The sequence below is a fragment of the Francisella noatunensis subsp. noatunensis genome (assembly GCF_009823375.1).
GTDB classification, from domain to species: domain Bacteria; phylum Pseudomonadota; class Gammaproteobacteria; order Francisellales; family Francisellaceae; genus Francisella; species Francisella noatunensis.
Genome location: NZ_WBSX01000108.1, coordinates 1 through 6,415 on the forward strand (window position 1 = coordinate 1; position 6,415 = coordinate 6,415).

Here is a 6,415-nt window from a genome sequence, read left to right on the forward strand (position 1 = left end):
GATAGAGCTAGCAGATTTACTATTTTAGCCAAGTCTATAGATAGAACAGCTAATTCAATCAATAGAATATTGTACAAAGTATCTAATGGTCATAAAATATTAACAGCTACATTTGATAATGGTAAAGAGTTTGCTAAACATAAGAAGCTAACTAGCAAGACTGGCATCAAAGTATTCTTTGCTGATCCATACAGTCCTTGGCAAAGAGGTACTAATGAAAACATGAATAGGTATATCAGACAATTTATACCTAAAGGTACTAACTTTAACAATATATCTCATCAATACATTAGAAGTTACAGATAGACTTGAATAATAGACCTAAGAAATGTTTAAATTACTTGACACCTAATGAAGTACATTTTGGTATCTCTATAAACATTGAGAATACAATCTAGCAAATAAAAAACCAATGTCTAGTAAACTACTCATTCTAGGACCATCCTTTTTTAGCAAAACTACCACCAAGCATTTCGGTATATGTTTCAGAGTTTTGATTATTAGTACCTCTAAATGATACACAGGTATGTTTTGCTTTTATCTTTACACTTACATCATCTGTTGAGAGGATGAATTTTAGAGTTTCAAATATTTGAGCAGTCATTCTTTCTTGTATTTGTGGACGTCTTGCAAAGAAGTTGCAAATACTATTGATACGACATAAACCTATAATATTATTATTTTTAGGAATAAATGAAACTTCAGCAATACCTTCAAATGGCACAAAATGATGCTCACAAAATGACATTATAGTTATGTTTTTTTGTGTAAGTACTCCTTTATATCTAAATTCATTCTCATATAATGCACCAGCTGGAAAATTAGCATAATCTAAACCATTGAATATTTCTTGAGTAAACATCCTAGCTATTCTAAAAGGTGTTTTTTCAAATTCATGTGTTTGTAAGCCTAAAGTATCTAATATTTCGCGATATGCTTTTGATATCTTGGCTATTTTTGCATCATTATCAAGTTCAAAATTTCTGGCTTGTTCTAGACCTAATTTTATAAGATGTTGTTGTACATCTTTTCCAAGCTTAGAACAGTATTTATCATTCATATTTTATTAGCTTTAGATTTAATTAAATGGGCTTTAAGTATTATATTATTTAATAACACATCTTTATAGAGTAAATAGAGGCTATTAGTGTTAATATAGCTAAGCTAAAAAATATCGGAAATAAAAAATTCATGCAATTCTTAGATTTAGGTTTAAATCCTTTAATATGTAGCGCTTTAGAAAAGAAAGGCTATACAAAACCAACTCCAATTCAAGCCAAAGCAATACCATTAGTTCTAAAAGGTAATGATGTCATGGCATCTGCCCAAACAGGAACAGGCAAGACAGCAGGCTTCACATTACCAATTATCCAAAGGCTTCTTGATCAACCAAAAGCTCAAGCAAATCGAATCAAAACTTTGATTTTAACTCCTACAAGAGAGTTAGCAGCACAAATACAAGAACAAATTCAAATATATGCAGCAAATACACATATCCGTTCGGCAGTAGTTTTTGGTGGTGTTAGTATCAATCCTCAAATGATGAAGTTACGTAAAGGTGTTGAGATTTTGATAGCTACTCCAGGTAGATTGCTTGATTTATATAGTCAAAATGCTCTTAAATTCGATAGTTTAAATACATTTGTTTTAGATGAAGCAGACAGAATGTTAGATATGGGTTTCATTAATGATTTAAAAAGAATCCATAAGCTTTTACCAAAAAAGTTACAAACACTAATGTTCTCCGCTACATTCTCACCAGAGATAAAAAATCTTGCTAATGATTTTCTTGATAATCCTCAGTCAGTATCAGCAGATGTTGTAAATACAACAGTCAAAAAGATTACTCAGAAAATTTATACACTAGATAAATCAACTAAAATTAATGCTTTGATTTCACTAATAAAAGATCAAGATCTACATCAAGTTTTAGTTTTTTCACGTACAAAGCATGGCGCTAATAAGATATCAGAGAAATTGAACAATGCTGGTATAACAAGTAGTGCAATACATGGTAATAAAAGCCAAACAGCTAGAGCAAAGGCATTAGCAGATTTTAAATCCAAAGATATAAATGTCTTAGTTGCAACTGATATCGCAGCACGAGGAATTGATATTGCCCAACTACCTTGTGTGATCAATCTTGATTTATCAAATGTTGCTGAAGATTACGTCCATAGAATAGGGAGAACTGGTAGAGCAGGGCAAGATGGTTTAGCTATTTCTTTAGTAAGTGCAGATGAAGTTGAATCACTATCAAATATAGAACATTTAATTGGGCATCTTTTACCAAGAGAAGAGTTAGAAGGTTTTGAGGCTACTCATAATGTTCCTATTACAAGTATGTCAAGCAAAACTAAGGCTAAAAAAATTGATGAAGTTAAAATAATAGCTGCAAAGAGAGCAAATAAAAATAATAAAAACACTAATCAAAAAAAAAGCTCAAATCATAATAAAGATTTTGCAAAAAAGATAAAACAAAAAATTCATCAGAATAAAAGTGTTAGAAAGCCAAAGGCTCAAGATTAATTATTTGTTGTAGGTAAAACTGCATTCTCTTCATGCATTCCATGAGTATTCTCAGATACGAAATGTACTCTTGTACTTTCAATGATAGAATTTAACCAGCCACGAGCAATCCACATAATAGCTGCGATTACTGCTACAAATATTCCTATAGTTAAGAATACGTGTCCATAAACGGCTAAACCTTCTACTTTTGTAAATACGATACCCTCTGCAGGAGCAGTCAAGGCACCTACATAACCACCAATTGGACCAGCAACCATTGTTGTTAGAGCCCACATTCCAAGAGCAAATCCACTCATCTTACGAGGGAATAGCTCAGCAACCATAGATAAGCCTAATGCTGAGATTAAAAGCTCTCCAGTAGATTGGAAGAAATAATTAGCAACTAACCACCATCCGGATACAATACCATCAGTAGCTGTAAACTGTGGAAAGTATAGTACTAAAAATGCCATAGCACATAGTGTCATACCAAAACAGAATTTTGTTACATGCGTACCAGGTATTTTCTTATATATTGCAGATAATAAAGGTGACATTAACACAATTACTAATGGGTTAAGTACTTGCCATTGTTCACCATGAATAGTCATACCTAAGAAATGAGGATCAACATTATTAACGGCAAAGAAATTAAGTGAAGTAGGCATCTGTTGGTATAGTACGAAGAAAATAATTCCTTGAACAATCAATATTAAAGCTACTAACATTCTTTTTCTTTCATGCTCAGACTGTTTTAGCATTTGCATAAAGGAGTATATTAGTGCTAGTATCACGATTACAACCACTATACTAGTACATAAAGTAGTATCCTCTAGAATATTGCCTGTAATAAATATTGCTATACAAGCTCCTATAATGACTACAAAGACTTTCATCCAAGACATCTTTTGCTTACCAGCCTCTGTAGCAATTCTTTGAATTTTTGGATAAAAAACAGTATAACTAATCAAACCAAGAAACATCCCGAATGCTGAGCATAAAAAAGCATGAAGATAGCCATATTTAGCTGCTAAAACAGGTGTTATAAGCATAGATACAAATGATCCAATATTAACTGCCATATAGTATAAAGTCATAGCACCATCTAGAGCTAGATCACCTTTTTCAAATGATTTTGAAATTAAAGAAGTAGGATTAGCTTTAAATAATCCGCCTCCAATAGCAACACCTGCTAATGAATACATCACTATAGTTTTTTCTGTACTACCTAATAAATCAGCTATAACTGCACTAAAACTAAGAGATAGATAAGATAAAAATAAAATTCCTGCTCCAATAAATATTGTACGCTTAGCACCTAAATAATTATCTCCAATCCATCCACCAATTAATGGACCACCATATAATAATGCTGAAAAAGAACCAAAGATCAATATTGCTTCGGATTCACTGAAGCCTAACTTCTTAGCGAAGTATATAGCCAATATTGCCTGTAGACCATAATAACCAAATCTTTCCCATAATTCTAATGTCCATAGAACCCAGAAAGGGGTAAGATTACTTTTTTTCGAATGACTCACATCATTAATAGTCACAATTATTCTCCTATTTTGAACAATATAAATAACCTTTGAAAAAGGTCAAAAATTCATCATAGAATATTTAAGCTGTAAAAACAATAATAAATAACAGGAAGGACTATATTTTTATTCAATATGACTTAATATAGGTTTAATATATATTATCTAACAACAACAGCTGTACCGTAAAAAGACTTCTGTACCACCAGTAGTTCCACCTAAACTACTTGAGTCATATCGAATAGCTACTATAGCATTAGCACCTAACTCTTGAGCTTGATTTATCATTTCTTGTTCAGCATGTAATCGAGCTCCTTTACAGACATTAGTATAAGAGGTGTTTTTTCCACCTATTATATTTTTTAGTCCGCCTAGTATTCCTTGAGTTATAGTTGGAGTTCGCACAATTATCCCTGTAACTAAACTATTATATTCTATGATTTCTCTTTTACCAAGAGTATCAGCTGTAGTCAGTATCATAAGATTTCCTTACATAGTTACAAGTTCTTCTGAGCTAGTAGGGTGGATAGCTATAGTATCATCAAAGTTGCGTTTAGTAGCGCCCATATTGATAGCAACTGCAAATCCTTGTAGCATCTCATCAACATTTATACCAATCATATGACATCCAACAACTCTTTCATTATCACCTGTTACAACTAGTTTCATAACTGTTGGCATTCTATGACCAGAGATAGCACAATATAGAGCTGTAAAGCGAGATTTGTATATCTTTACATTATCATCACCATACTTATCTCTAGCTTCTTTTTCAGTTAATCCTATAGTACCAATAGCAGGGTGCGAGAAGATTACTGTTGGGATATATTCTAGATTAGCTTTTAGATTAGTTTCACCATTAAATAGTCTACGAGCTAAATATCTACCTGTTTTGATAGCTACAGGTGTAAGTTGTGGCACGCCTGAAGCATCACCTAAAGAGTAAACTCCTTTAACATTTGTTTCAGACCATTCATTAGCAGGTATTATGCCTTTATCAGTAATTTTTATATTGGTGTTTTCTATACCTAAATTATGAGTATTTGGCGCGCGACCAGTTGCCCATATTAGAGTATCAACATCTTCTAAAATCTTACCTGTATCAGTAGTAATTTTTAGAGTACTTCCAGTTTTTTCAACTTTAATGATATTTGTATGATTCATGATATTTAGGTTTGTCATTTGCATACATTCAACCAGAGCATCACTAATACAATTATCAAACTCCATCAATGGCTTATCTCTACGCACTATAACAGTTGTATCAGTACCGTGAGTATTTAGAACTCCAGCGATCTCAACACCTATATAGCCACCGCCAACGATTACAGCTTTTTTTGGAGTTTCTTCTAATTCGAAAAACTCATCAGACGTGATACCTAGCTCAGCACCTTCGATATTTTTTGGCACAATAGGGTACGCACCCGGAGAAATAAAGATATGATCTGCTGTTAGTTCTGTACCATCATCTAGGATTATAGTCTTATTATCTTTAAATTTACCCCAATTATTAAAATGAGTGATGTTCCATTTATCTAATAGTCTGTCATAGAAACCATGAATATTACCTATGTATGTAGCTCTTTTTTCTTTAAGCTTTGCCCAGTTGAAACCTTTAACCTCAACATCAAAGCCATAGCCTGCGACATCATGCTTTAGTGCTTCAGCTAGGTTAGCTCCATACCACATAGCTTTTTTAGGTACACAACCTCTATTTACACATGTACCACCAAGCTTACGTTTTTCGATAATGGCTACTTTTTTACCAAACTTAGCAGCATGTACAGCAGATGCTATACCACCAGAACCACCACCTAAACTTATTACATCAAAATGATTATTACTCATTCTATTTCCTTAATGTTTATTTTATGACTACAATTTTACTTATTTAGTTTGTAAATATGTAGAGTTTTAGTTACTTGTCCATTTTCATCAACTTCACCAAAACCGATTGCTTTAATGCTAGATAGTATTCTCAATGTTTATAGAGATACCAAAATGTACTTCATTAGGTGTCAAGTAATTTAAACATTTCTTAGGTCTATTATTCAAGTCTATCTGTAACTTCTAATGTATTGATGAGATATATTGTTAAAGTTAGTACCTTTAGGTATAAATTGTCTGATATACCTATTCATGTTTTCATTAGTACCTCTTTGCCAAGGACTGTATGGATCAGCAAAGAATACTTTGATGCCAGTCTTGCTAGTTAGCTTCTTATGTTTAGCAAACTCTTTACCATTATCAAATGTAGCTGTTAATATTTTATGACCATTAGATACTTTGTACAATATTCTATTGATTGAATTAGCTGTTCTATCTATAGACTTGGCTAAAATAGTAAATCTGCTAGCTCTATC

At 32.4% G+C, this 6,415-nt stretch carries 4 protein-coding genes and 4 pseudogenes; 2 read left to right on the forward strand and 6 right to left on the reverse strand.

Annotation, left to right across the window (positions count from 1 at the left end; genetic code table 11):
• A pseudogene (locus F8C69_RS08340) lies at nt 1-398 on the forward strand (IS30 family transposase); the annotation flags it as partial.
• A 35-nt stretch (nt 399-433) separates the two neighbouring features.
• Here the strand turns inward: F8C69_RS08340 and folE are convergent.
• A complete protein-coding gene (gene folE / locus F8C69_RS08345; protein WP_159184861.1) occupies nt 434-1,060 on the reverse strand; it encodes a GTP cyclohydrolase I FolE in 627 nt (208 codons plus the stop codon).
• A gap of 131 nt (nt 1,061-1,191) precedes the next feature.
• On the opposite strand from folE, the gene F8C69_RS08350 reads away from it, so the two are divergent.
• On the forward strand, nt 1,192-2,529 hold the full coding sequence (locus tag F8C69_RS08350; RefSeq protein WP_159184862.1) for a DEAD/DEAH box helicase: 1,338 nt from the start codon (nt 1,192-1,194) through the stop codon (nt 2,527-2,529).
• Here F8C69_RS08350 and F8C69_RS08355 read toward each other — a convergent pair.
• The 5 genes and pseudogenes from F8C69_RS08355 to F8C69_RS08375 form a co-directional block, all read right to left on the reverse strand.
• On the reverse strand, nt 2,526-4,067 hold the full coding sequence (locus tag F8C69_RS08355) for an oligopeptide:H+ symporter (RefSeq protein ID WP_159184863.1): 1,542 nt from the start codon (nt 4,065-4,067) through the stop codon (nt 2,526-2,528). The genes F8C69_RS08350 and F8C69_RS08355 overlap by 4 nt on opposite strands.
• A gap of 146 nt (nt 4,068-4,213) precedes the next feature.
• A pseudogene (locus tag F8C69_RS08360) lies at nt 4,214-4,532 on the reverse strand (YbjQ family protein).
• A gap of 9 nt (nt 4,533-4,541) precedes the next feature.
• The gene (gene gorA, locus F8C69_RS08365; RefSeq protein ID WP_159184864.1) at nt 4,542-5,900 is read right to left on the reverse strand and encodes a glutathione-disulfide reductase; all 1,359 of its coding nucleotides are present in this window, start codon (nt 5,898-5,900) and stop codon (nt 4,542-4,544) included.
• 35 nt (nt 5,901-5,935) lie between these two features.
• A pseudogene (locus tag F8C69_RS08370) lies at nt 5,936-6,016 on the reverse strand (2'-5' RNA ligase family protein); the annotation flags it as partial.
• Between the two features lies 1 nt (nt 6,017).
• Nucleotides 6,018-6,415 (reverse strand): annotated as a pseudogene (locus tag F8C69_RS08375) (IS30 family transposase); the annotation flags it as partial.